Annotated in this window: 22 protein-coding genes and 1 tRNA gene; 17 read left to right on the forward strand and 6 right to left on the reverse strand. The window is 75.7% G+C overall.

From position 1 onward, the window contains the following. Positions 1 to 4 precede the first annotated feature (4 nt). Together C7Y72_RS19580 and grxC are read right to left on the reverse strand one after the other, a co-directional pair. Positions 5 to 712, reverse strand: a complete 708-nt coding sequence (locus C7Y72_RS19580) for a metallophosphoesterase family protein (protein ID WP_158276951.1) — start codon at positions 710 to 712, stop codon at positions 5 to 7. 25 nt (positions 713 to 737) lie between these two features. Further along, positions 738 to 995: a glutaredoxin 3 gene (grxC, locus tag C7Y72_RS19585; RefSeq protein ID WP_107570895.1), complete on the reverse strand. Its 258-nt coding sequence runs from the start codon at positions 993 to 995 to the stop codon at positions 738 to 740. 31 nt (positions 996 to 1,026) lie between these two features. Here grxC and recO point away from each other — a divergent pair, with 31 nt between their 5' ends. From recO to C7Y72_RS19625, 8 genes are all read left to right on the forward strand, one after another. Continuing rightward, positions 1,027 to 1,782: a DNA repair protein RecO gene (recO, locus tag C7Y72_RS19590; protein WP_107570896.1), complete on the forward strand. Its 756-nt coding sequence runs from the start codon at positions 1,027 to 1,029 to the stop codon at positions 1,780 to 1,782. 63 nt (positions 1,783 to 1,845) lie between these two features. Beyond that, a complete protein-coding gene (gene ppdK / locus C7Y72_RS19595; RefSeq protein ID WP_107571162.1) occupies positions 1,846 to 4,386 on the forward strand; it encodes a pyruvate, phosphate dikinase in 2,541 nt (846 codons plus the stop codon). Further along, complete coding sequence (locus tag C7Y72_RS19600) at positions 4,373 to 5,164, forward strand: GNAT family N-acetyltransferase (protein WP_107570897.1); 792 nt, start codon at positions 4,373 to 4,375, stop codon at positions 5,162 to 5,164. Before ppdK ends, C7Y72_RS19600 begins: the two co-directional genes overlap by 14 nt. Before the next feature lie 81 nt (positions 5,165 to 5,245). After that, positions 5,246 to 6,286, forward strand: coding sequence for a deoxyguanosinetriphosphate triphosphohydrolase (locus tag C7Y72_RS19605; protein ID WP_199224019.1), 1,041 nt, complete (start codon positions 5,246 to 5,248; stop codon positions 6,284 to 6,286). A gap of 16 nt (positions 6,287 to 6,302) precedes the next feature. Further along, a complete protein-coding gene (dnaG, locus tag C7Y72_RS19610; protein ID WP_107570898.1) occupies positions 6,303 to 8,180 on the forward strand; it encodes a DNA primase in 1,878 nt (625 codons plus the stop codon). A 44-nt stretch (positions 8,181 to 8,224) separates the two neighbouring features. After that, complete coding sequence (locus C7Y72_RS19615) at positions 8,225 to 8,797, forward strand: helix-turn-helix domain-containing protein (RefSeq protein WP_107570899.1); 573 nt, start codon at positions 8,225 to 8,227, stop codon at positions 8,795 to 8,797. Continuing rightward, a tRNA-Asn gene (locus C7Y72_RS19620) sits at positions 8,788 to 8,860 on the forward strand. Before C7Y72_RS19615 ends, C7Y72_RS19620 begins: the two co-directional genes overlap by 10 nt. Before the next feature lie 79 nt (positions 8,861 to 8,939). Continuing rightward, entirely contained in the window at positions 8,940 to 10,547 is a 1,608-nt protein-coding gene (locus tag C7Y72_RS19625; protein ID WP_107570900.1) for a Calx-beta domain-containing protein, read from the forward strand. On the opposite strand, the gene C7Y72_RS19630 is transcribed toward C7Y72_RS19625, so the two are convergent. Both C7Y72_RS19630 and C7Y72_RS19635 read right to left on the reverse strand, forming a co-directional pair. After that, positions 10,537 to 11,742 carry a glycosyltransferase gene (locus C7Y72_RS19630; RefSeq protein ID WP_199224020.1) on the reverse strand — a complete coding sequence of 402 codons (1,206 nt, stop codon included), beginning with the start codon at positions 11,740 to 11,742 and terminating at the stop codon, positions 10,537 to 10,539. The two genes, C7Y72_RS19625 and C7Y72_RS19630, sit on opposite strands and share 11 nt — an antisense overlap. Positions 11,743 to 11,748: 6 nt before the next feature. Next, positions 11,749 to 12,795, reverse strand: coding sequence for an LLM class F420-dependent oxidoreductase (locus C7Y72_RS19635; RefSeq protein ID WP_107570901.1), 1,047 nt, complete (start codon positions 12,793 to 12,795; stop codon positions 11,749 to 11,751). 92 nt (positions 12,796 to 12,887) lie between these two features. On the opposite strand from C7Y72_RS19635, the gene C7Y72_RS19640 reads away from it, so the two are divergent. Continuing rightward, on the forward strand, positions 12,888 to 13,457 hold the full coding sequence (locus C7Y72_RS19640; protein ID WP_107570902.1) for a hypothetical protein: 570 nt from the start codon (positions 12,888 to 12,890) through the stop codon (positions 13,455 to 13,457). Here C7Y72_RS19640 and C7Y72_RS19645 read toward each other — a convergent pair. Then, positions 13,454 to 14,203: an SDR family NAD(P)-dependent oxidoreductase gene (locus C7Y72_RS19645; protein ID WP_107570903.1), complete on the reverse strand. Its 750-nt coding sequence runs from the start codon at positions 14,201 to 14,203 to the stop codon at positions 13,454 to 13,456. The two genes, C7Y72_RS19640 and C7Y72_RS19645, sit on opposite strands and share 4 nt — an antisense overlap. A gap of 64 nt (positions 14,204 to 14,267) precedes the next feature. Here C7Y72_RS19645 and C7Y72_RS19650 point away from each other — a divergent pair, with 64 nt between their 5' ends. Then, positions 14,268 to 15,260, forward strand: coding sequence for a peroxiredoxin family protein (locus C7Y72_RS19650; protein ID WP_107570904.1), 993 nt, complete (start codon positions 14,268 to 14,270; stop codon positions 15,258 to 15,260). Positions 15,261 to 15,276: 16 nt separating this feature from the next. Here C7Y72_RS19650 and C7Y72_RS19655 read toward each other — a convergent pair whose 3' ends face one another. After that, positions 15,277 to 17,307, reverse strand: coding sequence for a PKD domain-containing protein (locus tag C7Y72_RS19655; RefSeq protein ID WP_146175465.1), 2,031 nt, complete (start codon positions 17,305 to 17,307; stop codon positions 15,277 to 15,279). Between the two features lie 203 nt (positions 17,308 to 17,510). On the opposite strand from C7Y72_RS19655, the gene C7Y72_RS19660 reads away from it, so the two are divergent. From C7Y72_RS19660 to C7Y72_RS19690, 7 genes are read left to right on the forward strand one after another with little or no spacing between them, the layout of a single operon-like run. Further along, complete coding sequence (locus C7Y72_RS19660; protein WP_146175466.1) at positions 17,511 to 18,740, forward strand: glycosyltransferase family 4 protein; 1,230 nt, start codon at positions 17,511 to 17,513, stop codon at positions 18,738 to 18,740. Next, a complete protein-coding gene (locus tag C7Y72_RS19665) occupies positions 18,733 to 19,869 on the forward strand; it encodes a GNAT family N-acetyltransferase (protein WP_107570907.1) in 1,137 nt (378 codons plus the stop codon). Before C7Y72_RS19660 ends, C7Y72_RS19665 begins: the two co-directional genes overlap by 8 nt. After that, complete coding sequence (locus C7Y72_RS19670) at positions 19,866 to 20,846, forward strand: GNAT family N-acetyltransferase (RefSeq protein WP_107570908.1); 981 nt, start codon at positions 19,866 to 19,868, stop codon at positions 20,844 to 20,846. Before C7Y72_RS19665 ends, C7Y72_RS19670 begins: the two co-directional genes overlap by 4 nt. Positions 20,847 to 20,848: 2 nt before the next feature. Then, complete coding sequence (locus C7Y72_RS19675; protein WP_146175467.1) at positions 20,849 to 21,361, forward strand: DUF2238 domain-containing protein; 513 nt, start codon at positions 20,849 to 20,851, stop codon at positions 21,359 to 21,361. Then, a complete protein-coding gene (locus tag C7Y72_RS19680) occupies positions 21,358 to 21,897 on the forward strand; it encodes an LbetaH domain-containing protein (RefSeq protein WP_107570910.1) in 540 nt (179 codons plus the stop codon). The genes C7Y72_RS19675 and C7Y72_RS19680 overlap by 4 nt, the downstream gene beginning before the upstream one ends. Continuing rightward, complete coding sequence (locus tag C7Y72_RS19685) at positions 21,890 to 22,870, forward strand: glycosyltransferase family 2 protein (protein ID WP_107570911.1); 981 nt, start codon at positions 21,890 to 21,892, stop codon at positions 22,868 to 22,870. The genes C7Y72_RS19680 and C7Y72_RS19685 overlap by 8 nt, the downstream gene beginning before the upstream one ends. Further along, positions 22,867 to 24,279, forward strand: coding sequence for a beta-galactosidase (locus C7Y72_RS19690; RefSeq protein WP_158276952.1), 1,413 nt, complete (start codon positions 22,867 to 22,869; stop codon positions 24,277 to 24,279). The genes C7Y72_RS19685 and C7Y72_RS19690 overlap by 4 nt, the downstream gene beginning before the upstream one ends. Positions 24,280 to 24,288: the final 9 nt, after the last annotated feature.

Genomic DNA, 24,288 nt, shown 5'->3' on the forward strand with positions numbered 1-24,288 from the left:
CGGCTCAGGCCTCGAGCAGCTCGTGCTCGAGGCGACCGTCGTCGTGCAGGCGCACGACGCGCGCCCCGGTGAGGCCCTCGCCGAAGCGCATCGCCTCGCCCTCGTGCGCGATCGCCTGCGCGGTCGACGGACCGCCGAGCAGGACCAGGTCGCCCGGGCCGGGGAGCGCGAACGCGTCGTGCAGGTGACCGCTGAGGACCGCGCGGACGTGCGGTCGCGCAGCGAGCGCGTCGAGGAGCGCGTCGGCGCCGTCGAGCTGGAACCACTCGTGGGTGCTGCGCGAGCGCGGCGGATGGTGGACGACGAGCACGGTCGGGCGGTCGTCGAGTGCGTCGAGGCGGTGCAGCAGGGCGGGCACGTCGAGCGTCCCGTGGATCTGCCCCGGGCGGGCGGTCCGCGCGCCGAGGACGCGCCAGGCGCCGACCTCGGCGGTGTCGGGACCGCCGAGCGCCACCGTCGGCGCGTCGTGGTTGCCGCCCACGGCGAGGACCGGGGCTCCCAGCGCGACGAGCGCCTCGTCGACGCGCCGCACCGCGTCCGGGTGCTCGTCGTCGGTCACGTCGCCGCTGTGGACGACGAGGTCGGCGGACTCCCCGCGGGCGGTCCAGGCGGCCAGCACGGTCGCCAGCCGGGCGTCCGGGTCGCACTCCATGACCGGACCACCCGGGGTGGCACCGAGGTGCGTGTCGGACAGGTGCAGGAGCGTGACCACGGCCGCATCCTGCCCGATCGGGCGGTCAGGCGGCGGCGAGGAGCTGGTCGAGCTCGCCGGTCTTGTCGGCGCGCGCGGTCTCGTCGTAGCCGCCGACGACCGTGTCGCCGATGATGACCTGCGGGAAGCTCATCCGGCCGGTGCGCTCCACGAGGGCGGAGCGTCCCTCCGGGTCACGTGCCAGATTGATCTCCTCGTACTGCAGCCCGCGCTTGTCGAGCAGCCGCTTGACGCGGACGCAGTAGGGACACATGTCGGTCGTGTACACCGTGATCGAAGCCATGACTTCACAAAGTATAGCGGGTGGGTGCTGAGTGCCCGGTCCGGTCAAGACCGAGGCCGTCGTCCTGCGCTCGATGCGCTTCGGGGAGGCCGACCGCATCCTGCACCTCTACACGCCCGGTCGCGGACGGGTCGGGGCGATCGCCAAGGGCGTGCGGCGCGCCCGCAGCCGCTTCGGCGGCCGGCTCGAGCCGTTCGGCCGGGTCGACCTCGTGCTGCACGAGGGACGCAGCGACCTGCTCACCGTCACCGGCGCGCAGATCCTCGAGCCGCACCGCGTCCTGCGCGAGGACGGCCGCGCGCTCGACGCCGCCGGCCGTGCCTGCGACGCGGTCGCCCGCCTGTTCGAGCACGCCGAGCCACAGCCCGAGGTCTACCGCCTGCTCTGCCACGAGCTGACCATCCTCGACCGCGCCGCCGCGGCGCCCGAGAAGGCCGCGGCCGCCGGCTTCGACCACCACGCCAACCAGCTCGCCTTCCGGCTGAAGCTCCTCCATGCGGGCGGCTTCGCCCCCCAGCTGACCTCGTGCGCGCAGTGCGGCGAGGTCGACCACCTCTCCGGCTTCAGCGGCGCGGCGGGCGGCGTGGTCTGCTCGTCCTGCGAGGCGGGGGCGTTCCCGCTCGCCCAGGACGCCTACGGCTTCCTCACCGACGCGCTCGCCGCCCCGCTCGCCCGCGCGCCGCAGGCCCCGACCCGCGCGCTCGCCCAGGCCGAGCGGGCCATCGGGGAGACCGTCGAGCACCACGCCGGCGTGCACCTGCGCTCGGCCCGTCCGGTCGCTCCATAGGATCCGGTGGTGACCAGCGACCAGCGCGTATGGGTCCACGACTTCGCGACCGGCTCGCGCGAGATGCGCGACCTGCTCGGCGGCAAGGGCGCGAACGTGGCCGAGATGACCCGGATCCTCGGGGCCGACCGGGTCCCCGGCGGCTTCACGATCACGACCGAGGCGTGCGTCGCCTACATGGAGTCGGGCGGGGCGACGCCCGCGGGGCTCGACGCCCAGGTCGCCGACGCCCTCGCCCGCCTGGAGGCGCAGTCCGGCCGCACGCTCGGCGACGCCGACGACCCGCTGCTCGTCTCCGTGCGCTCCGGCGCCCGCGAGTCGATGCCAGGCATGCTCGACACCGTCCTGAACCTCGGCCTGACCGACCGGTCGGTCGAGGGCCTCGCCGCCCGCACCGGCAACCCGCGCTTCGCCTGGGACTCCTACCGCCGCTTCGTGCAGATGTACGGCAACGTCGTCCACGGCGTCAGCGGCGAGCGGATCGAGCAGGAGATCCGGGCGCTGAAGGCGCGCCGCGGGGTCACCGAGGACACCGAGCTCGACGTCGACGACCTGCGCGAGCTCGTCACGACCTTCAAGGGCCTCTACCGCGAGGCGACCGGCGAGGACTTCCCGCAGGATCCGCAGGTGCAGCTCGACGGGGCGATCCGCGCCGTGTTCGACTCGTGGACCGGGGAGCGCGCGGTCACCTACCGGCGGCTCAACCGCATCCCCGACTCGTGGGGCACCGCGGTGAACGTGCAGCAGATGGTGTTCGGCAACAAGGGGGAGACCTCCGGGTCCGGCGTCGCGTTCTCCCGCGACGAGGTCGACGGATCCCCCGAGCCGTCCGGGGACTTCCTCCCCAACGCCCAGGGCGAGGACGTCGTCTCCGGCGTCCGCACGCCGCGCGACATCCGCGAGCTCGCCGACTGGCAGCCCGCGGTCCACGCGCAGCTCATGGACATCCTGCGCACGCTCGAGCGCCACTACGGCGACATGCAGGACACCGAGTTCACGGTCGAGGAGGGGCACCTCTACATGCTCCAGACCCGCAACGCCAAGCGGCCCGCGCAGGCCGCCGTGCGCTTCGCGGTGGACGCCGTCGCCGAGGGCCTGCTGGACCGCGGCGCGGCGATCGCGACGATCGACGCCGCCTCGCTCGACGCGCTCCTGCACCCGACGTTCGGGAACCTCGACTACACGGTGCTCGCCCGCGGGGTCGCGGCCTCCCCGGGCGCCGCGAAGGGCGAGATCGTGTTCACCGCCAAGGAGGCCGTGGCCGCCGCCGCCGAGGGCCGCGAGGTGGTGCTCGTGCGGCCCTTCACCGAGGCCGACGACGTCGCGGGCTTCCACGCCGCCCGCGGGATCCTCACCTCCGAGGGCGGCAAGGCCTCCCACGCGGCGCTCGTCGCCCGCGGCATGGGCCGGCCCGCCGTGACCGGGGCGGGCGACGTCGAGATCGATCTCGCGGCGGGGGAGATGCGCGTCGGCGACGTCGTCCTGCGCGCCGGCGACCGGATCGCGATCAACGGCACGACCGGCGGCATCACCACCGACGACGTCCCGCTCGTGGAGCCCGAGATCAGCGCCGAGTTCCTCACCGTGCTGGGCTGGTGCGACGAGCTCCGCACGCTCGGGGTGCGCACGAACGCCGACACCCCGCAGGACGCCGCCAAGGCGATCGAGTTCGGCGCCGAGGGCATCGGCCTGTGCCGCACCGAGCACATGTTCCTCGGCGACCGCCAGCCGGTGATGGCCGACGTGATCCTCGCCGCCGACGACGAGGCCCGCACCCGCGCGATCGACGCGCTGCGCCCGCTGCAGGAGGCCGACTTCGAGGAGATCCTCCGCACGATGGCCGGCCGTCCCGTCACCGTGCGGCTGCTCGACCCGCCACTGCACGAGTTCCTCCCGCACCCGCACGACCTGCCCGAGGGCTCGCCCGAGCGCGCACGGGTCGAGTCGCTGCAGGAGGCCAACCCGATGCTCGGCACGCGCGGCGTGCGGCTCGGCATCCTCATGCCCGCCCTGTACGAGATGCAGGTCCGCGCCCTGTTCACCGCCGCCGCGAAGGTCGACGGCGCGAACGTCGAGGTGATGGTCCCGCTCGTCGACTACGAGCGCGAGCTCGAGCTCGTCCGCGCGCTGATCGAGCGCGTCGCGCAGGAGACCGGCGTGCCGGACGGCGCGTACACGGTCGGCACGATGATCGAGCTGCCCCGCGCCTGCTTCCTCGCCGACGCGATCGCGCACTACGCCGACTTCTTCTCGTTCGGCACCAACGACCTCACGCAGACCGGCCTCGGGTTCAGCCGCGACGACATCGAGGCGCGCATCCTCGCGCGCTACATCGACGTCGGCATCCTCGACCGCTCGCCGTTCGAGACGATCGACTCCCCGGGCGTCGGGCAGATGCTCCGCATGGGCGCGTGGCTCGGCCGCAAGACGAAGCGGGACCTGAAGCTCGGCGTCTGCGGCGAGCACGGCGGCGACCCGGACTCGATCGACTTCTTCCACCACTCGGGGATCGACTACGTCTCCTGCTCGCCGTTCCGCGTGCCGATCGCGCGCGTCGCCGCCGCGCAGGCCGCGATCCGCGCGCCCGCCGGTGTCTGGGCCTGAGCCACACGCGGTCGCGCGGGTCGCGCGCGGCCTGCGCGCCGCGGCGCTCGCCGCGAAGGACCGCGAGGACGTCGGGCCGCTGCTGCTGGGCCTGCACCCGGCGAGCGACCGCTACTACGGGTCGGTGGCGGTGCCCGCCGCGGGTGTCGCGCCCGCCGACGTCGACGCCCGCGTGCTTGCACGGGCACGTGACGCGTTCGCCGCGCGCGGCCGGCGCCTGCGCGTGGAGCTCGTCGAGCAGGACGTGCCCGGCGTCGCCGACGCGCTCGTCGCGCTCGGGCTGGAGGTCGAGGCGCGCGTGCCGCTGCTCGTCTGCGCCCCGCAGGACCTCGTCGCCGTCGACCCGCCCGCCGGGATCGGGATCGAGCACATCCCCAGCTCCGCCGACGACGAGATCGTCCACGAGGCGCTGCAGGCCGGGCGGGCCGCGTTCGCCGGGGCGGCCGACGTGACCGACGACGAGGTCGCCCGGGTCGCGGAGATCGTCCTCGACGGCGGGCTCGTCGCGGCCCGCGACGCGTTCCACCGTGTCGTCGGCTCCGGGTTCGCGATGGCCCCGCAGGAGGGCGTCAGCGAGATCACCGCGATCGGGGTCGACGAGCGCGCCCGCGGCCAGGGGCTCGGGACCGCGCTGACGTCCGCGATCACCGCCGCGGCGTTCGCGGCGGGCGTCGAGCTCGCGGTCCTCAGCCCCGGGGACGAGCGCGCCCACGGCATCTACGCCCGCGTCGGCTACCGCCCGCTCGCGGACATGGTCTTCCTCACGGATCCCGCGTAGCCCGCGTCGCGCGGCACACGGATCCGTGCCGGGACCGTCACGGGCCACCGCCCCCGCCTGCGCCGCTGCGACAATCCGGACGTGGACCCGCACCTGCACCCCGGACCCGTCGGCGAGGACTTCCACGCGCGGCGCCGCGCGTGGGAGGAGGCGAACCTCTCGCCGCTCGCGGCGCGGTCGTGGCCGGCGCGCCGCGTCCACGAGGAGGACGACTGCGGCCTGCGCAGCCCGCTGCAGCGCGACCGCGACCGGATCGTGCACAGCAAGGCGTTCCGGCGGCTCAAGCACAAGACCCAGGTGTTCGTCGCGCCCGAGGGCGACCACTACCGCACGCGGCTCACGCACACCCTCGAGGTCACGCAGATCTCGCGGACGGTCGCGCGGGCGCTCGCCCTCAACGAGGACCTCACCGAGGCGATCGGCCTCGGCCACGACCTCGGGCATCCGCCGTTCGGGCACATCGGCGAGGACGTCCTGGACCGCTGCCTGCAGGACCGCTTCGGGCGCGCGTTCCGCCACTTCGAGCACTCGCTGCGCGTCGTCGACGTGCTCGAGCGGGACGGCCGCGGGCTCAACCTCACCGCCGACGTGCGCGACGGCATCCGCTGCCACTCGGGCCGCTCGCCGACCCCGGCGACGCTCGAGGGGCGGATCGTGCGGCTCGTCGACCGGATCGCCTACATCAACCACGACATCGACGACGCCGTCCGCGCCGGGGTGCTCGACGTCCGCCGCCTGCCGCAGGACGCGATCGCGGTCCTCGGCGAGACCGGGTCGGTCCGGATCGACCGGCTCGTCCACGACCTCGTCGAGCACAGCTCGCGGGCCGGGGACGTCGTGCAGGGCGACGAGGCGGGGGAGGCCATGGCCGCGCTGCGCGCCTTCATGTTCGACGAGGTCTACCTCGGCGAGGTCGCCCGCCGCGAGCACGAGCGGATCGACCTCGTGCTGCGCACCCTCTTCCACCACTACGTCGGCCTGCCCGACGGTCCGCCCGACGGCGGCGGCGCGCCCGACGCGGACCTCGCGCAACGCGTCACCGACTACCTCGCCGGCATGACCGACCGCTACTGCATCCGCACGTTCGAGCAGCTCGCGGTCCCCGCGTCGCTGCCGCTCTAGGCTCCGACCTGCGCCGATGGCCCGCTACACCGCCGACAGCAAGGAGAAGGTCCGCGACGCGGTCGACATGCTCGACCTCGTCAGCACCCGCACCGAGCTGAAGAAGAGCGGCGGGTCGAGCTACATGGGCCGCTGCCCGTTCCACGAGGAGCGGTCCGGGTCGCTCAGCGTCGAGACCGCGAAGAAGGTCTACCACTGCTTCGGCTGCGGCGCCTCGGGTGACTGCTTCCGCTTCGTCGAGGAGCTCGAGGGGCTCGACTTCAAGGGCGCGATGGAGTGGCTGGCCGCCCGCTACAACGTCGAGCTGGAGCTCGAGGACGAGGACCCGGCGGCCGCCCGCCGCCGCCAGGAGCGCGAGCGGCTGCTCGAGCTGCTCGAGCGCACCGCGACGTTCTACAGCCGCTACCTCTGGGAGTCCAAGGAGGCGCGGCGCGCCCGCGAGTACCTCGCCCAGCGCGGCCTCGGCGAGGAGGTCCTGCGCACCTACCGGGTCGGCTACTCGCCCAAGGCCTGGGACACCGTGCTGATGGCCTCGCGCAAGGCGGGCTTCTCCAACCGCGAGTGCTACGACGCGGGCCTGGCCAAGCGCGCGCAGGGGGAGGGCCGCATCTACGACGCCTTCCGCGGCCGCGTGATGTTCCCGCTGTGCGACCGGCGCGGGCGCGTCCTGGGCTTCGGCGCGCGGACGCTGTCCTCGCAGGACGGCCCGAAGTACCTGAACTCCAACGACAACGCCGTCTTCCACAAGGGCCAGCACCTCTACGGCGCGGACCTCGCCCGCAGCGCCGCGGCCCGCGCCGGCGAGGTGATCCTCTGCGAGGGCTACACCGACGTCCTCGCCCTGCACCAGGCGGGCCTGACGAACACGGTCGGGCAGATGGGCACCGCGCTCACGCCCGACCAGGTCGGCGAGCTGTCGCGGCTGGCGCCCACGGTGCACATGGCCCTGGACGCCGACGAGGCGGGCCAGAACGCGATGCTGAAGGCTGCGACCGTCGCGCGCGGGCGCGGCGTCACGCTGCGCGTCGTGCAGCTGCCCGGCGGCCAGGACCCCGCCGACGTCGTCGCCGCCTCCGCGCAGGACATGCGCGACCGGGTCGCCGCGTCGCTGCCGTTCGTCGCGTTCCGCGTGCGCCGCGCGCTCGACGGTGGCGACCTCTCCGACGCCGAGGGCAAGGACGCGGTGATCGACGAGCTGCGCCCCGTCTTCGCCGAGCTGCCACCCGGCGTGCTGCGCGAGGAGCTGCTGCAGACCGTCGCCGAGCGCCTCGACGTCAAGCCGTCCCTGGTCAGCGGCTGGCTCGCCGCTCCCGCGCCTGCGCCCGCGTCGGCCGGTCGCCCCGGACGTCCCGCCCCGCGGCCCGAGCCTGCCGCCCCGGCGTTCGGCGACCCAGGCCCGCCCGCCGGTCCCGCGGGGCGCGGCGCGCCGGGACCCGCGCGGGGCCGCGGTCCGGTCCGCGCCGGACTCGACGCGGCGGTGCAGTCCGAGCGCGCGTTCCTCGCCGCGGTCGTCGCCCTGCCGCAGTCCGGCACGACCGAGCTCGAGCGCCTGGACCTCGACGTGGCGTTCACCAGCCCGCTGCATCGCCGGGCGGCGCAGCACCTGCTCGCGCACCCGGGCGAGCCGACGACGGGCATCGACCCCGAGGACCAGGAGCTCGCCGCCCTGGCCGCGGAGCTCGCCGTCCGCGCGGGCGAGCTCGGCGCCTCCGGCGCGATCCTCGAGGCCGAGGCGCGCAAGGTCGAGCTCGCGATGGTCGACCGGCTGATCGCCCAGAGCCGCGCCCGCGGCACCGGCGGCGTCGCCGACCTCGCCCGCCGCCGCCAGGAGCTCCAGGCGGCACAGCACCGCGCGCTCGAGCGCGCGATGGCGGAGACCGCCAAGCCCGACTGACCCCGCGCGATCCGTCCGCGAGGCGAACTAGTGTTCGTGTTCGCATGCGGCGCTCGGACGGTATCGATGCAGGGCGGTTGTCGGAGCTGGTCGCCGCGGACCACACCGTTGCGGAGATCGCCGAGCAGTTGGGGCGCAGCGAGGCGACGGTGCGCCACTGGCTGCGGCGCCACGATCTGGCGATCACCGACGCAGCGCGAACCAAGCGCCGACGCCTCCCGCGCTTCTCCGCGGTCTGCGCCACGCACGGCACGGCCCAGCACGTCCGTCGACCCGACGGGGTTGCGGTCTGTCTGCAGTGCCGGGCGGCCGCCGTTCGCGACTGGCGCCGTCGCGCAAAGGCACGACTGGTCGCCGAGATGGGGGGTCGGTGTCGGTGCTGCGGATTCGACGCCTTCGATGCCGCGCTGCACTTCCACCATCTCGATCCCGGCACGAAGCGTTTCGCCATCGGCGCGCGGGGATTGACGCGCTCGTACGAGCGTCTCCGGGAAGAGGCGGCGAAGTGCGTGCTGCTCTGTGCCAACTGCCACGCCGGCGTGGAGGCGGGGGAGGTCGAACTGCCTCCGTCGGTTCTCCTCGATAAGCTTTCCGACGAGCCGAACCTTCGGGGGTAATTCAATCGGCAGAATGCTCGGCTGTTAACCGAGTCGTTGTGGGTTCGAGTCCCACCCCCCGAGCTCTCGACGGCGCCCATGATGGGCGCCGTCCCTCGTTGGAACGGCCAGGTACCTCCGGGTCCTCCGCTACCGTGCCGCCATGAGGTTCGCGCAGAAGGGACGGGAGGGAACCCGTCAGGTCCTGTCGGTCGCCGCCGCCGCGGTGGCATCACTCGTGCTGGCGCCGAGCGCCCACGCGGCGCTGGGCGTCTCCTCGCCGACCGTGACCGAGGGCACCGGCCCGACGGCCGGCGCCACGCTGAGCTTCACGGTCACCGACTCCGGCCTGTCCTGCGGCGGCACCGCGTACGTCACGACGCGCGCGGGCACCGCGACGGCGACCGCCGACTACGTGCCGCGCACGGCGTTCGCGGTCGACATCCCGACCGGGCTGCTCGGCTTCGGCTGCAGCACGACCGTGACCGTCGCGGTCGTCGGCGACGCGCTCGACGAGAACGACGAGACGGTCATCCTCGACGCGGCCGGCACGGCCACGGGCGCCGCCGAGGCGTCGGGCACCGGCACGATCGCGGACGACGATGCGGCGCCGACCGTCACGCTCGCGCCCGGCGCGGCGCCGGAGGGCACCGGGACCGCCGGGTTCGTGCCGCTCGTCGCGTCGCTCAGCGCGCCTAGCGGCAAGGCGGTCACCGTCCCGTACACCGTCGCCCCGGGCACCGCGACCGCGCCGGAGGACATCGACGCGACGGCCGGGCAGCTCGTCATCCCCGCCGGGGCGGGCAGCGGCGAGGTCCGCGTCCCGACCGTCGGCGACGACGTGGACGAGCCGGACGAGCAGTTCACCGTCACGCTCGGCACCCCGCTGGCGGGCACCGCGACGCTCGGCACCGGGATCACCGCGACCGGCACCGTCGTCAACGACGACGCGCCCGTCGTGAGCATCACGGGCGTCAGCGGCCGCGAGGGCACCGCCGCGACGCCGACGCCGTTCACCTTCACCGTCGCGCTGTCGAAGGCCGGCCGCGTACCGGTCACGGTGCGCGTCCTCACCGGGGACGTGCAGGCCAAGGCGCCGGGCGACTACGCGCCGATCGACACGACGCTGACGTTCGCCGTCGGCGAGACGTCGAAGACCGTCACCGTGGGCGTCGTCGCCGACGCCGTCCGCGAGCCGGACGAGGCGTTCGCGATCGCGCTGGCCGAGCCCGTCGGCGCGACGATCGGGACCGCGATCGCGCTCGGCGCGATCATCGACGACGACGCCGCCGGCACGGGAACCGGGACCGGGACGGGAACGGGTACGGGCACCGGCACCGGCACCGGGACGGGCGGCAACACCGGGACCGGCGGCGGCACCGGCGGGACGGTGACGATCCCGGGCGGGAGCGTCGACGCGACCCAGCCGGTCGTGCGCCTGGCGAGCCTCGCCTACCGGCGCAGCGGCGCGAAGGTCCGCCTGACCGTCACCTGCCCGGCGACCGAGATCCGCTGCACGGGGACGGTCAACGTGTTCAACGTCGTCGTCCCGAAGGCGAAGACGAAGGCGCTGCGCCGCGAGGTGCGCCTGGCCCGCGGGACCTTCGCGCTCGCCGGCGGGGCCAGCACCACGCTGACGCTGTCGACGACCGCCAAGGGCCGGGCGCTGCTCACGGCCGCCCGCTCGTTCCGGGCGCGGGCGTTCGCGGTCGCGCGCGACGCCGCGGGGAACACCGGCATCGCGACGAAGACCGCGACCTTCAGGCGCTGAGCACCGGGCGACCGGTCGCCGCGAGCTCCTCCACGAGCGTCGCGGCGCGGTCGCCCGCGTCGTGCGCGGCCGCCCAGGCCGCGAGATCGGCGGCCCGAGTCGCGAGGCGCCGGTCGCCGAGCGCCCGGCCGGTCGCGAGCCGCAGCGCGCGCGGGCCGACCGCCAGCCGCGGGACGCGGACGCCGCAGCCGGCCCAGTCGATGCGGGCCGCGTTCTCGTTCATGTCCCCGGCCGCCGGGGCGGCGACCACCACGGCGCCGCTGGTGAGCGCCCGCACGACCGTGCCGTGGCCGCCGTGGCAGACGACGACGTCGCAGCGCGGCATCGTGCGCGCGTAGGACACCCACTCGACGAGGGTCGCGTTGCGCGGCACCTCCACGGGCGGGTCGGGCACGCGCCGGTTCCAGGTGGCGAGCACGCGCACCGGCAGCTCCGCGAGCCCGGCGAGCGCCGCGCGCAGGAGCCGGTGGTCGCGGTCCTGGGAGGTCGAGGGAGCGACGAGCACGAGCGGCGCGTCCCCGGGCGGGAGCGGGGCCTGCGCGGTGGGCGGCTCCCACTGCAGCGGCCCGACGACGTGCGTGCCCGGCAGCCGCCGGGTGCGCGGGTACTCGAGCTGCGGGAACGTCCCGACGAGGCAGAGGGCGCGGCTGATGCCGCCGTGCACGTGGTCCAGGCGCCGCAGGCCGAGCAGCTCGCGCGTCTCGTTCAGCTCCCGCTGGCCCTGCAGCAGGCCGCGCGAGACGAGCCCGTCGACGCGGCCCCAGAGCGCCCGTCCCACCGGCGTGCGGGGGCGCCGGGCGCCGATCGAGTACGGCGGGAAGCCGGGATCGGGACGCGGGTCGACGTGCGGGACGAGCGTCGCGACGGGCACGCCGCTCAGCTCGCCCGCGAGCGCGGGCGCGAGCGTCAGGATGTCCGCGACGACGACGTCGGGCTCGACCTCCTGCACGAGCGGCAGCGTGTCGCGCGTCGCGCGCACGACCGCCTCGTAGGGCTTGAGGTGCCGACCGAGCGTCGGGAAGACGTCGTACTCCGGCGCGGCGGAGAAGCCCAGGCCCTCCGCGCGGACGTGCGGCTCCCACCGCACCCAGGTCTGCACGACGACCTCGTGGCCGCGCGCGCGGAGCGCGCGGCCGAGCGCGATGACCGGGAAGGTGTGCCCCGGGTCCCCGAATGCTCCGAGCAGGACCCGCAAGCGCGCCTAGATCTCCGAGTGCAGCTGCGCGACCTCGCGGAGCTGCTGGATCCGGGCCTCCTTCGTCCACGCCATCGGCGTCATGCCGAGCGTGCCGACCCCGGCGTCCTTGTACGCGCGCAGGCGCTCCTTGACGTGGTCGCGGGGACCGCAGACGCTGACCGTGTCGATCAGGTCGTCCGGGATCGCCGCCATCGCCTCGTCCTTCTTGCCTTCCAGGTACAGATCCTGGATCTCCTGGGCGGCGTCGTCGTAGCCGTAGCGGCGGACCATCTGGTTGTAGAAGTTCTTGTCGCGCGATCCCATGCCGCCGATGTAGAGGCCGAGGAAGGGGCGCATGAGGTTGCGCGCCTCCGTCATGTCGTCGCCGACGAACACCTGCACGGTCGGCGCGATCTCGACGTCGTCGATCGTCTTGCCGTTGCCGGCGCGGTCGACGCCGATCTGCAGCTCGTCCCGGATCACGGTGACGTGCTCGGGCGAGAACAGGGTGGGGATGACGCCGTCGGCGATCTCGGCCGCGAGCTGCGTGTTCTTCGGGCCGATCGCGGCGATGAAGATCGGGATCCGGTCCTGGACGGGCGCGATCGTGAGCTTCAGCGCCTTGCCGGGACCGTCGGGGAGCGGCAGGTCGATCGACTCGCCGTGGTACTCGACGCGCTCGCGGGCGAGCGCCATCCGCAGGACGTCGACGTACTCGCGGGTGCGGGCGAGCTGCTTGCCGAAGCGCACGCCGTGCCAGCCCTCGGAGACCTGCGGGCCGGAGGTGCCGAGGCCGAGGATGAACCGCCCGTCGGAGAGCTGGTCGAGCGTCGCCGCGGTCATCGCGGTCATCGCGGCGGTGCGCCCGGGGATCTGGAAGATCGCGGAGCCGATGCGGATCTTCGAGGTCTGGCCGGCGATCCAGCCGAGGATCGTCGCGGCGTCGGACCCGTAGGCCTCCGCGGTCCAGACGGAGTCGTAGCCGAGCTTCTCCGCCTCCTGGACGATCTCGAGCTGATCCTCGCGGGTGAGGCCGAGGCCCCAGTAGCCGATGTGGACTCCGAGCTTCATTGCAACGTTCCTTTCAGCGGGAAGGAGTTCCGTGGACGGTGCAGAGGGTCGTTGCTAGGTTGACCCCACGCCCTCGGGAGGGGCGAGATCCTATGTCACGACGTCACCGCTCGCCCATCGACGACCTTCGCACCGCGATCGACTGCCTGCCCGAGCGCACGCGCATCGCGATGCTCGAGGGCATCAACGCCAACGACATCATCGTCGGGGCGTACACCGACCGCGACGGGGGCGTCTGCCCGATGCTCGCCGCGCACCGCTGCGGCGGGCGCACGAACTTCATCTCGTTCGCGAAGGCGTGGGACCGCTTCGCCGCGTCCAAGCGGGCGCGCCGCGCCACGACGCGCGAGGTCGCGATCCTGCGCAGCCACCTCGAGGCGAGCCTGCTGGCCGACGACCGCGTCGACCTCGCCGGCGCGATCCGCGACCACCGCGACCTGCTCGCCACCCGGCCCGCCGAGCGCGCGGAGCAGGAGGCGACGCGTCGCCGCCAGCCCAACGCGCCGCGTCCCGGTGACGCGTACCGCGGCCGCGACACGAAGGGCCGCCACTGGCTGCGCCCGTTCCGTCGCCTCGACGAGTACGAGGCGGCCCTGGCCGCCGTCGAGGCCGAGCGCGACGCCCTGCTGGAGCGCCGCGCCCGGGAGCTCGAGACCGTCTAGACGGACACCTCGTCCACGCCCGGCAGGTCGCCGCCGCCGGGCTGGACGTACTGGATCTCCGGGACGACGCAGCCCGGGGAGGTCCGGATGAGGAAGCGGACGGACTCCGCGATGTCCTGCGTCGTGATCATCTTCTCGGCCGGCACGGCGCCCTTGACGAAGTCGGTCATCGGCGTGTCGACGAACGCGGGGCACAGGGCGGTGTTCTTGATCCCGTCCTTGGCGAGCTCCTTGTTCATCGCCTGGGTGAAGCCGACGACGCCGTGCTTGGTGGCCGAGTAGACGCTGAGCCACGGCTCGCCGACCTTGCCGGAGATCGACGAGGTGTTCACCACGAGCGCGTTGCGGTGCTCGGCGCCGGCGGCGCGCAGCAGCGGCACCGCCGCCCGGTAGAAGAGGAAGATCGACCGCAGGTTCAGGTCGAGCTGGAGGTCGACCTTCTTCGTGGTGAGCTCGCCGACGAACTCGCCGATGCCGACGCCCGCGTTGTTGACGAGCACGTCGAGGCGGCCGTAGGTGCGCTCGTGCAGCGCGACGACCGCGTCGATCGCCTCCTCGTCGCCGAGGTTGCCGGCGTACTCGACGACCCGGTGGCCGGCGGCGCGCAGCTCGTCGGCGGCCGCGGTCAGCTTGTCCGGCCGGCGGGCGGCGACGGTGAGCCCGTAGCCCTCCTGCCCGAGCATGTGGGCGATGGCGAGTCCGATGCCGCTGGAGGCCCCGGTGATGATCGCCGCGCGGTCAGCCATGTCAGTTCTCCCTCTCGTGAACGGTGCGGCGCGCAGTCAATCAGACGCCCGTAGGATGCCCGCGATGCGTTCCCCGTCCCGTCGCTCCGTCGTGTGCTGCGCCGCGCTCGCGGCGCTCGCGGCGGGGGCCGCCGCCTGCGGCTCGCAGGACGAGGAGGAGACGACGCCCGCGGCGCTCGCGATGCCGACGGCCAAGGCGCAGGACTTCCCGTCGACGACGGGCCGCTCGCTCGCGGACCTGCAGTCGATGATCCCGGAGGGCCCGGTGCTCTCGCCGACCGTGTCGCTCGTCGAGCGGGGCACGAGCCGGGTGGGCTTCGGCCTCTTCGACACCGCCCGCAAGCAGCTCGGCGGCGCGCCCGTCGCGCTCTACCTGTCGCGCACCGACGGGTCGTCGCTGCGCGGGCCGTTCCCGGCGCGCAGCGAGTCGCTGACGGTGAAGCCGCAGTTCCGCAGCCGCCAGACCGCGCAGGACCCGGACGCCGCCAACCACGTGTACGTCGCGGACCTCGCGTTCCCGTCACGCGGCAGCTGGGCGGTGACCGCCGTCGCGCGGCTCGACGGCCGGCTCGTGCGGACCTCCCCGACGGCGATGCGCGTCGGCCGGACCGGCAGCGGGCCGCCGCAGGTCGGTGACCGCGCCCCGCGCGTGCACACGCCGACGTTCGAAGACGTCGCGGGCGATCTCGAGTCGATCGACACGCGCGTGCCGCCGCTGCGCTCGCTGCACGACACCGACCTGGCCGACGTGCTCGGCAAGGAGCCGGTCGTGCTGGTGTTCGCCACGCCGCAGCTGTGCCAGAGCCGCGTCTGCGGTCCGGTCGTCGACGTCGCCGCGCAGGTGCAGCAGCGCGCGGGGGACGACGTGCGGTTCGTGCACATGGAGATCTACCGCGACAACGACCTCTCCAAGGGCTTCCGCCCGCAGGTCGCCGCCTACCGGCTGCCGACCGAGCCGTGGACGTTCGTCATCGACCGGCGCGGGATCGTCCGCGAGCGGTTCGAGGGCGCGTTCTCGGTCGCCGAGCTGGAGCGCGCCGTCGAGCGCGTCCGCTGAGCGCGCCCGCCGGGGCTCAGCGGACCGAGAACCGCCGCGAGGTGAACGTCGTGTTCCCGGTCGCGTCGGTGCCGCGGACGGTCATGACGTAGCGGCCGGGGGCCAGGACGGTGCGTCGGCCGGTGCGGAAGCTCCAGACCCCGAACGCGACGGCAGTGTCGAAGTACACCGGGCGCTTGCACGACCGCCCGACGATCCCGCCGCGCGCGGGGTCGAGGTAGCGGCAGGTCTTCTTCGTCGGCCGCGGGCCGGAGCCGAACCGCTGCGTCAGCCGCAGCGACAGCGCCACCGGGCCGGTGCCGGACGCGGTGTCCTGCGTGGTGCCGGCGAAGCGCAGCAGCGCCCGGGTCCGGACCGCGCGGGCGCGGCCGCGGACGGTGCGGGTCACGGTCGTGAAGCGCACGAGCCGCCGGTCCGGGGTCGGCTGGGTGATCACGACCTTCGGGCCGACGCCGTCGCGCACGAGGGTGGACAGCGCACCGGACGTGCCGGTCGCCCCGCCCCGGTCGGTGACGGTGACCGTCGAGGCGTAGGTCTGCATGCCCGTGTACCGGTGCGTGACCGTGGGGGTCGTGGTGGTCTGGGTGACCCCGTCGCCGAAGTCCCAGCGGTAGCGGACGATCGCGTCGCCCAGCGGGCCGTCGGGATCGGTCGAGGTCGTCGCGTCGAACGTCACCTCGCGGTTCTGCCGCGGCGAGACCGGGGTGCGGGTGATCCGCGCGGACGGCGGCCGGTTGCGGAACTCGTCGGCACCGAGGTCGGGGGCCGGCCCGACGGTCCGCGGGTCCCCGTCGACGTCGGTCTCCGCGGCGGGTGCGCCACCGGGACCCTGGTCGATCACCGGGGCGTCGGCCCGCAGCCGCCCGCCGGCCAGCCCGTCGGGGGCGGTGGCGGGGAGGAGCAGCTGCGCGTCGGGCGTGAACCGCGTGCCGGTCAGCCGCGTGGTCGCCCGCCCGTTGCTGCCCGTCGCGGCGACGACGTCGGTGTCGCTGTCCGAGACGACGAGCGCGGCGCGGTTCGGTGCCGAGCCCAGCCCGCCGACGTTCGCGGTGACGCGCGCGGGCCCGTGCACGATCGAGCCGGTCGCCGCGACCGCGACGTCCCCGACACCGGTGCCGCCGCCGCTGAGGCCGTCCAGGAGCGAGACCGCGCCGTTGGCCGCCGCGTCGACGACGATGCTGCGACCGGCGCGCGGGATCGTGACGCGGGAGAGCGTCACGGCCAGCGCCCCGGCGGTGCTCGGCCCACCGGTCGCGGCGCGGCTCGCGGCGAGCAGCCCGACGCCCTGGGCGCCGGCGGCCAGCACCGAGGAGCGCACCGTGACGACCTTGGCGGCCGCGTCGTCGGCGGCGGACACGAGCGCCAGCGCCGTCCCCGCGGACGTGGGGGAGGCGATCACGCTGCCGCCGACCACCGGACCGGACGCCCCGCCGCGCAGCTCGACCGCGGTGGCGGCGTTGGGGCCGCCGAGCACCCGGCTGTCGGTCAGCTGCACCGCCGCGCCGGCCTCGCCGAGCACGGTCGGGGCGGCGAACGACCCGGTGCGCGTCTCGCCGTCGAGCACCGCGAGGCGGCGCAGGACGACGCCGCTGCTGGGGCGGGCGAGCACGAGCGGCACCGACGCGGCGGTCGTCCCCTGGCGACGCACCGCCGCCCGGTCGACGACGGCGCCGGTCCCGGTGACGGCGATCGCCGTGACGCCGGCGCCGACCCCGAGGTCGAGCCCGTCGACCGTCGCGTTCGCGCCGATCGAGAGCGCGGTCGGCGCGCTGCCCCCGGTGACGGTGACGGTCCCGGGCGTCGCCTGCACGAGCACGCCGTCGGGCACGGCCAGGCCGCCCTCCCGGTAGGTGCCGGCGCGCACGGAGACGGTGTCCCCGGCGGTGGCGGCGGCCAGCGCGTCCCCGAGCGACCCGCACGTCCCGCCCGCGCACCCGGCGGGCGCGGCGGGGTCCACGGTCAGGATCTGGGCGGCGGTGGCGGTCGCGGGAACCGCGAGGGCCGCGGCGCCGGCGACGGCCACGGCGAGTCGAACGACAGGCGTCATCCGCGGCGACGATACCCCCCGAAAAAGCCCCTGGCGACGGGTCCGGGACCGCTTTGGTCGGGCGGTCGAACCGTCACACCGGAATGTCCTCCCGGCAGTCGAAGAACGGACGTGGATCCCGTCGCTAGCGTCGCCGTATCGTCCCCGCGGTCGACCAGCCGGTGTCGCGCACAGCCACGGGAGAGCCCGGGGTCGACGTCCCCGTGGGCACCCTCCGGGTCCTCGCCGCGACCGACCTCTTCGAGCCGGCGGTCGGCGGGCTGGAGCGCGCGGTCGCGACCCTCGGCGAGGCGCTCAGCGACCGCGGGCACGTCGTCCGCGTGGCGACCCTGAGCATCCCGGGCCTGCCGGGCCGCGACCGGTCGGGGGCGCTGGACGTGATCCGGCTCGCGGGCTGGCACGAGACGTTCGGCCCGCTCTACCAGGACCGTCACCGCCCGTTCCACCCGACGATCCCCGACCCGACCGTGGTGAAGGGGCTCGTCGCGCAGATCGACGAGTTCCGGCCCGACGTCCTGCACGCCCACGGCTGGATCCTGCACTCGGCGATCGCCGCGCGGCGGCTGCGGCCCGACGTGCGGCTCGTCGTGACGCTGCACGACTACTCGCTGACCTGCCCGAAGAAGAACAACACGCGCGCCGGCGCGAGCTGCGGCGTCGGTGGACCGGTGCGCTGCGTGACCTGCGCCACGGGCCAGTACGGGCTGCCGCGCGCCGCCGCGCTCACCGCGGGACTGCGGACCGGCGGGCGGCGACCCGGGGACGTCGACGCGTTCGTGCCGATCAGCCGCGCCGTGCTCGAGGTGTCGCGCGCGGCCATCCCGGCGGGCGCGGTCGTCGAGCTGATCCCGTCCCCGGTGTCCGACCACGCGCTGGCGCCCGCCACCGGGCCGCGTCCCGCGTTCGTCCCCGACGGGCCGTACCTGATGTTCGCGGGGGAGGCGTCGACCCACAAGGGCATCGACGTCCTCGCCGAGGCGCACGCGCTGCTCGGCCACGAGCCACCGCTGCTGATCTGCGCGACCCGGCCGTCCGCCGCCGCCCCGTGGAACGCCCTCAACACGACGGTGGTCGTGCAGCGCGACCACCCCGAGATCGTCGCCGCGTGGCGGTCCTGCGCGGTCGCGGTCGTGCCGTCGGTCTGGCAGGAGCCGCTCGGCCTCTCGGCCCTGGAGGCGATGGCCTGCGGCGCCCCGACCGTCGGGACCCTCACCGGCGGGCTGCGGACCTCGATCCGCGACGAAGTCGACGGGCTCCTCGTCCCGCCGGCCGATCCGCGCGCGCTCGCCCGCGCGATCCGCCGGCTGCTCGACGACGAGCCGCTGGCCCGCCGCCTCGGCGAGTCCGCGCGGCAGCGGGCGCGCGGGTACGCCGCCGCCGACGTCGCCCGCGCGCACGAGGCGCTCTACCGCCGCCTGCTCGCCGATGGCTGACCTGTCGGTGCAGGTCGTGCGCACGCCGCCGGAGCTCGCGGCGCTCGCCCCGGCCTGGGCGACCCTGCACGCCCAGGGGTGCCCGAACCCGTTCGCGCACCCCGCGTGGCTGCTGCCGTGGGCCGCCCGCTGGGTCGCCCCCGGCGCGCTGCGGGTGCTCGCGGTCCGGCGCGGGGAGGAGCTCGTCGCCGTCGCGCCGCTGCACGAGGACCGCGGCCTGCGCGGCACCCGCGTCCTGCGGGCACTCGGCACCGGGCCGGAGTCCGCGCTCGTCGAGCTGCCGCAGATCGTCACCGGCCCAGACCCGCGGCGGGCGGTGCGGGCGGTCGTCGCGTGGGCGTGGGAGCGCGCGGACGCGCTCAGCTGGATCGAGCTGCCGCTCGCCCCCGACCAGGGCTGGGTCGAGCCCGCCTGGCTCGCGGGCGGACCGGACGGGCCGGGCACCGTGGTGCACAAGGCGGTGCGGGCGTGCGTCGTGGAGCCGCTCCCGGACACCGTGGAGGCGTGGCACGCGACGCGTAAGCGCAACCTGCGCGAGAGCCTGCGCCGGGCCCGCAACCGCCTCGGGCGCACCGGCCTGCCGTGGAGCGTGGAGGTCCACGAGGGCCCGGACGCGGTCGCGGCGCTCCCGACGCTGCTCGCGCTGCACGCCGCGCGCGCCGCGCTCCCCGGCAAGGTCCACCATCCCGGCCGCTTCGACGACCCGGCCGCCGCCGCGTTCCTGCGCGACGCGGTCGCCGGGCTCGCCGCCGCGGGCGCGGTGGAGCTGCACGTCCTGCGCGTCGGGGACGAGCCGGCGGCCGCCCGGCTCGTGCTGCGGGCCCCGGGCGCGATCTACCTCGCCTGGTCCGGGGTGGCGCCGCAGTGGTGGGAGCTCTCGGGCGTGACGCTGCTGACCGCGACGGCGATCGAGCGCGCGATCGCCCGCGGCGACCGGGTCGCGAACGTCGGGGCGGGCCCCGACACCGCGAAGCTGCGCTTCAGCGAGCGGCTCGAGGTCCACCACGAGTTCCTCATCGGCGGCACCGGCCGGGCGGCCCGCATGACCTTCGGCGCCTACCTCGGGGCGCGCGCGCTCGCCGACCTGCGGCGGGCCCGCGCCGCCGTGCGGACGGTGCCCGCAGCATGAGCGCCGTCGAGGTCGACCGGGCGACCTGGGACGCCGCGCTCGCCGCCCATCCCGCCGCCACCGCGTTCCACCGCCACGACGTCCTCGAGCTCGCCGCCGCCGCGCTCGGCGGGCGCTTCGCGGCGCTCGCGCTCCCCGACACCGACCCGCCGGTGCTGCTGCCGGTGCTGGAGCGCCGCCGCGGCCCCGTCAGCACCGTCGGCTGGGTGCCGTTCCCGTACCTCGGCCCGCTCGCCGCCGACGGGGACCTCCCGCGCGCGCTGCGCGCGCTCCTGACCGCCGCGCGCCGCCGCCGCGCCGTGCTCGTCCAGTGCGCCGTGCGCGACCCGGGCGCCGCCACGGCGCCCGCCCTGCGCGCCGCGGGGTTCACGCTCCACGACGACCGCACGCTCGAGGTGCCGGTCGCGGGCCGGGACGCGGCCGCGTGCTGGGGCGCGCTGCGCGGCAACGGCCGGCGTGACGTCCGCGCCGCGCGCGACGCCGGGCTGACGGTGCGCGCCGCGACCCGCGAGGACGTCTGCACGCACCTGCCCGCGATGCTCGACGCGCTGCACGCCCGCGGCGGGGAGACCGGCTGGCCGGCGCGGCGGACCACCGCCCTGGCGTGGGAGCGGCTGGCCGCGAGCCCGCTCGCGCGGCTGACGACGGCGGTCGCCGCGGACGGCACCCCGGTCGCCGTGACGATCGCGCTGCACCACGGCACCCGGACCCACCTGTGGCTCGGGGCGGCGCACCGTCGCGACGGGATCGACCCGCACGCGCTGCTCTACTGGGACGCCATCGAGGACGCGGCGGCGCGCGGGCTCGACGCGGTCGACCTCGTCGGCGCGCCGACCCCGGGGATCGTCGCGTACAAGCGCAAGTTCGGGGCGGTGGAGCGGCCGGTGCTCGTCGGCCGGCGCCAGCGGCTCCCCGGCTACGGGCGGCTGCAGCGCGGGCACGCCCGGCTCACGGCCCGCCGGGCGGCGGTGGCCTGATCGTGCGCGCGCTGAGCATGGTCCTGCGGGTCGGGCTCGTCGTCGGCGCGTGGGTGGGCCTGCGCTCCGCCGACCCCGCGGCCGCGGTGCTGCTGCTGTCCGGGCTGCTCGCGAGCCTGCTCGCCCGACTGGCGCCGCCGCGGGAGGAGCTCCTCTTCACCGGCGGCCTCTGCGGGCTGCTCGCGCTCGCCGCTCTCGGGGTGCTGCCGGACCACCTCGGCGGCGACCTCGTCGTCCACGGCGTCGCCAGCGCGCTGCTCGCGCTCGTGCTGCTGCGCGGGCTGCTCCCGCGGACCCCGGCGCCGGCCGCCCGGCACGGCCTGCTCGCGCTGCTGCTCGTCGGCCTCGTGGGGGTCGCCTGGGAGGGCGCGGAGGCGCTGGCGGACGCGTGGCTGGGCACGCAGATGTCGCTCGGCGCGACGGACACGGCGTCCGATCTCGTCGCGGACCTGGTCGGGGCGGCCACCGTGATCCGGCTGCTGGCCGCGTCGCCCGCGCTCGGGGTGGCGGCGTGAGGACGGCCAACACGCTGCGCGACCGCTTCGAGCCGACCCACTCGTTCGTGCTCGGGCCGGTCCGGCTCGCCGCCTGGCTCGCGCGGCGACGGGTGCCGCTGGTCCCGACGCTGCTGCAGATCCTCACCCGGGTCGTGTTCGGCGCGGACCTGCCCGCGGGGACCCGCTGGCCCCGCCAGCTCGTGCTGCTCCACAACGGCCTCGGGATGGCGATCCACGCCGACTGCCGCTTCGAGGGCCCGATCGTCATCGCGCCCGCCGCGATGCTCGGGCACCGCCTCGTCGAGCCGGACGGTCCACCGACGTTCGGTCCCGGCGTGCTCGTCGGCAACGGGGCGGCGGTCCTGGGACCGGTGCGGGTCGGGCGCCTGTGCGCGATCGGCGCCAAGGCGCTCGTCATCGACGACGTCCCCGACTTCCACATCGCCAGCGGCGTGCCCGCGACCGTCCGGCCGATGCGGCCCGACCAGGTCCGCAGCCTCGCCGCGCTCATGGGCCTCGACGCCCCCGACCTCCCGGAGGATCCCGATGCCTGACCCCGCCGCCGTGCTCACCGCGGACCCGGTGCCCGCCTACCGGGATCCCCGCTTCTCCGTCGTCATCGCCGCCTACACCCTCGACCGCTGGGACGACCTGCAGCGGGCCGTCGCGTCGCTGCGCGCGCAGGAGCCGGCGCCGCACGAGATCATCGTCGCGGTGGACGGCAACCCCGAGCTCCTCGAGCGCGTGCGCGCGACCCTCCCCGACGTCATCGCCGTCGAGAACGACCGCCACGCCGGGGCGGGCGGGGCGCGCAACGCCGGATCGGCCGTCGCGACCGGCGAGGTCCTCGCGTTCATCGACGACGACGTCCACGTCGCGCCCGGCTGGCTCGCCGCCCTGCACGAGCTCTTCGCCGACCCGACCGTGCTCGGCGCGGGCGGGCCGATCCGCCCGGACTGGGCGACCGCGCGGCCCGCCTGGTTCCCGCCCGAGTTCGACTGGGTCGTCGGCTGCACGTTCCGCGGCTCGCCGCAGGAGGCGGCGACCGTCCGCAACCTCATCGCCGCGAACATGACGATGCGCCGCGACCGCTTCGAGCAGCTCGGGGGCTTCCGCACCGGCTTCGGCAAGGTCGGGACGCGCTCCGCCCCGGAGGAGACCGACCTGTGCATCCGCGCGGGACAGCGGTGGCCCGACGCGCAGTGGCGCTTCGAGCCGACCGCGGCCGTCTGGCACGCGGTGCCCGCCGGGCGCACCGAGCCCCGCTACTTCCTGCGCCGCTGCTGGCTGGAGGGGACCGGCAAGGCGGCGCTGGCCGCCCACGTCGGCAGTGACGCGGGCACGAGCACCGAGCGCGACTACGTCGCGCGCACGCTGCCATCCGGGGTGCTCGGCGGCGTCGGCGAGGCGCTGCGGACCCGCACCGTCGCCCCGCTCGGCCGGGCGGCGATGATCGTGCTCGGGCTCGCCTTCACCGTCGCCGGCTACGTGATCGGCACCGCGCAGGAGCGATGGGCCGCGCGTTGATCCGTCGCAGTACGGTGGCGGTCGCCGGGACCGTCGCGCTCGCGCTCGCCGCCCCCGCCGCGGCGCCGGCCACGGTCGCCGGGGTGCTCGTGGAGCCGGCGCCCGAGCGGCTGCTGGCCCGGGACGCGGTCCGCGTCGCGCTGGTCGGTCTCTCCACGGGGCGGGTCCGCGTCGCCCTGCAGCTGACCGGTGCCGCGGGCGGCGCGACGCTGCGCTCGCGCGGGCGCATCGTCGCCCGCCCGACGGGCAGCGTGGTGCGGCTGCCGCTGGACGGGGCGGCCCGCGCGCTGCTGGCGGGCTGCGACCCGCTCGTGGCGACCCTGCGGCTGCGCACCACCCGGACCGTCCGCGAGACGGCCACGACGCTGCAGCGCGCCGGTGCCCCGTGCGCGACCCCGACCGTCGTGCGGTCCGCGCCGCCAGCCGCCGTCACGGCGGGCACCCCGGGGGTCGCCACCTCCGGCGGTCTCGTCGACCTGCCCGCCGAGGTCGTCGACCGCGATCTCGCGCTCCTCTCGGCGACCGGGGTGCGGTGGCTGCGGATCGCGCTGGACTGGGAACGGGTCGAGCCGACGCCGGGCGCGGTCGACTTCTCGCGCTTCGACCGCGTCGTCGACCTCGCCGCCGCGCGCGGCATCCGCACGCTGCTCGTGCCGACCTACGCGCCCGCCTGGGCGCGGCGTGTCCCGTCCGGCCCGGAGCCGCGCAGCGCGGCGGAGTTCGCGACGTTCGTCGGCCGGGCGGTCGCGCACTTCCGCACGCGCGGGGTGCGCGACTGGGAGATCTGGAACGAGCCGAACCTGCCGCGCTTCTGGGGGCCCCGGGTCTCGCCGCGCCGCTACGGCAGCCTGCTGCGGCCCTCGGCCGCGATCGCCCGCGCGGTCGATCCCGGTGCGCGGATCCTCAGCGGCGGACTGGCCCGGACGGTCGACTCGAGCGGCGGCCTGACCGCCCTGCGGTTCCTGCGCGGCGTGCTGCGCAGCGGCGGGCTCGGGGACGTCGACGCGGTCGCGGTCCACCCGTACACCTACCCGCTGCGCGCGAGCGTCCCGACGACCGACCGCCGCAACGCCTGGCCCGACCTCGGGCTGCGCCCCGACAGCGTGCGCGCCCAGCTGCGGGCAACGGGCCGCGGGCGGCTGCCGATCTGGGTGACCGAGTTCGGCGCGCCGACGGGCGGGGTCGACGGCGTGACCGAGCAGGAGCAGGCCGCGATCCTCGCCGACGGGTACGCGCTCGCCCGCCGCTCGCGCCGGCTCGGCCCGGTGTTCTGGTACGCCAACCGCGACCTGTCCCCGATCCCGGGGGACCGCGAGCGGTCGTTCGGCCTCTTCCGCTTCGACTTCACGGCCAAGCCCGCGGTGGCGGCGTTCGCCGCCGCGGTGCGGCGCGAGACGCCCGCGCCCTGAGCTCGCCGC

Origin of the sequence: Paraconexibacter algicola (assembly GCF_003044185.1) — a bacterium.
Lineage (GTDB): Bacteria > Actinomycetota > Thermoleophilia > Solirubrobacterales > Solirubrobacteraceae > Paraconexibacter > Paraconexibacter algicola.

What these genes read in the sequence shown, in the direction of transcription:
- C7Y72_RS19615 (WP_107570899.1), top strand. Translation starts at nt 8,225, where the DNA reads ATGCGGCGCTCGGACGGTATCGATGCAGGGCGGTTGTCGGAGCTGGTC.
- C7Y72_RS19650 (WP_107570904.1), top strand. Translation starts at nt 14,268, where the DNA reads ATGCGTTCCCCGTCCCGTCGCTCCGTCGTGTGCTGCGCCGCGCTCGCG.
- ppdK (WP_107571162.1), top strand. Translation starts at nt 1,846, where the DNA reads ATGCGCGACCTGCTCGGCGGCAAGGGCGCGAACGTGGCCGAGATGACC.
- C7Y72_RS19665 (WP_107570907.1), top strand. Translation starts at nt 18,733, where the DNA reads ATGGCTGACCTGTCGGTGCAGGTCGTGCGCACGCCGCCGGAGCTCGCG.
- dnaG (WP_107570898.1), top strand. Translation starts at nt 6,303, where the DNA reads ATGGCCCGCTACACCGCCGACAGCAAGGAGAAGGTCCGCGACGCGGTC.
- C7Y72_RS19685 (WP_107570911.1), top strand. Translation starts at nt 21,890, where the DNA reads ATGCCTGACCCCGCCGCCGTGCTCACCGCGGACCCGGTGCCCGCCTAC.
- C7Y72_RS19645 (WP_107570903.1), bottom strand. Translation starts at nt 14,203, where the DNA reads ATGGCTGACCGCGCGGCGATCATCACCGGGGCCTCCAGCGGCATCGGA.
- C7Y72_RS19635 (WP_107570901.1), bottom strand. Translation starts at nt 12,795, where the DNA reads ATGAAGCTCGGAGTCCACATCGGCTACTGGGGCCTCGGCCTCACCCGC.
- grxC (WP_107570895.1), bottom strand. Translation starts at nt 995, where the DNA reads ATGGCTTCGATCACGGTGTACACGACCGACATGTGTCCCTACTGCGTC.
- C7Y72_RS19640 (WP_107570902.1), top strand. Translation starts at nt 12,888, where the DNA reads ATGTCACGACGTCACCGCTCGCCCATCGACGACCTTCGCACCGCGATC.
- C7Y72_RS19670 (WP_107570908.1), top strand. Translation starts at nt 19,866, where the DNA reads ATGAGCGCCGTCGAGGTCGACCGGGCGACCTGGGACGCCGCGCTCGCC.
- C7Y72_RS19625 (WP_107570900.1), top strand. Translation starts at nt 8,940, where the DNA reads ATGAGGTTCGCGCAGAAGGGACGGGAGGGAACCCGTCAGGTCCTGTCG.
- C7Y72_RS19655 (WP_146175465.1), bottom strand. Translation starts at nt 17,307, where the DNA reads ATGACGCCTGTCGTTCGACTCGCCGTGGCCGTCGCCGGCGCCGCGGCC.